Annotated in this window: 2 protein-coding genes and 1 pseudogene; 2 read left to right on the top strand and 1 reads right to left on the bottom strand. The window is 56.8% G+C overall.

What is annotated here, in order from left to right; all coding sequences use genetic code 11:
- A partial coding sequence (locus PH547_RS33705) for a helix-turn-helix domain-containing protein (RefSeq protein WP_285170482.1) occupies positions 1–378 on the bottom strand: 378 nt, incomplete at its 3' end.
- On the opposite strand from PH547_RS33705, the gene PH547_RS33700 reads away from it, so the two are divergent.
- A complete protein-coding gene (locus PH547_RS33700) occupies positions 313–585 on the top strand; it encodes a LexA family protein (protein ID WP_065091992.1) in 273 nt (90 codons plus the stop codon). The two genes, PH547_RS33705 and PH547_RS33700, sit on opposite strands and share 66 nt — an antisense overlap.
- Before the next feature lie 274 nt (positions 586–859).
- Positions 860–1,037: pseudogene (locus PH547_RS33695) on the top strand (IS110 family transposase); the annotation flags it as partial.

Genomic DNA, 1,037 nt, shown 5'->3' with positions numbered 1-1,037 from the left:
CTTGGCTGATAGTTTGCGGGCAACGCCGGGCCGTGGCTCCTCACTCAACGCGCCTTCGAGATTGGCCTCTACCAGGCGGCGCTTGGTGCGATAGATGGTCGATCCGCTGACATTCAAAGTCGCAGCGATGACCTCGTCGCTCACACCCTCATTCGCCGCCAACAGGATTTGTGCACGCTTGAGCCTGCGCGCCGAGTGACGGCCACCGCTCAAAAGAGCGTTCAGTTGCTCACGTTCAAGCTGGTTGAGTTCCACATGATATCTTATATTCATTTGAGCCTCCTGATGCGATGAAACATAGGTTAAACTCAAATGAATCAAACGTTTGGCAAAGAGCCTCCTGCCGGAGCGCCACAGTTCACGCAGCTGCAGGGCCAATACCTGGCCTTCATTTATGCCTATACCAGGATCTTCAAACGCTCCCCGGCAGAAGCGGACATGCGTCGCCACTTTGAGGTGACCGCACCGTCTGTACACCAGATGGTGATAACCCTGGAAAAGGCCGGGCTCATTCAACGCCAGCCTGGAGTAGCGCGAAGCATTCAATTGCTCGTACAACCCGAAGCGCTGCCAATCTTGCGATAGCTCAACCCGTCAGAATCTCTGCGGAACGGTACTAGAAGCATCCTGGGCCGAGCGCAACGATGCGGGTACCGTTTTGTCCGTGGTGTCGGCAACCTCAAGTCGGATTCCGATTTTAGTGAGATCCGCCGCCAGCGATGGATCGGCCTGCATAAGATAGATGGTGTAACGGGCGGATCCCAGCCAGGCGAGTTTGAAGGCTTGGTGGTCGTCCCTCACAATGATGGTGTCGCGGAGTCAGGAGTGGCCTGCTCCATAGCATCACGGAGAGACGACCATGAAGCAGTATGCCGGAATCGATGTCTCGTTGGAATACTCGAGTGTGTGCGTGGTGGATGCGGATGGCCGCATCGTGCGCGAGGCAAAGGTCCACAGTGAACCCGATGCGCTGATCGCCTGGTTTGGCGAGCAGGGCGCGGCGATGGAACGAATTGGTCTTGAGGCTGGCCCCTTGT

Origin of the sequence: Rhizobium cerradonense (assembly GCF_030182455.1) — a bacterium.
In the GTDB taxonomy this organism is placed as follows: Bacteria; Pseudomonadota; Alphaproteobacteria; order Rhizobiales; family Rhizobiaceae; genus Rhizobium.
This window is presented reverse-complemented; position numbering and strand designations above follow the sequence as displayed.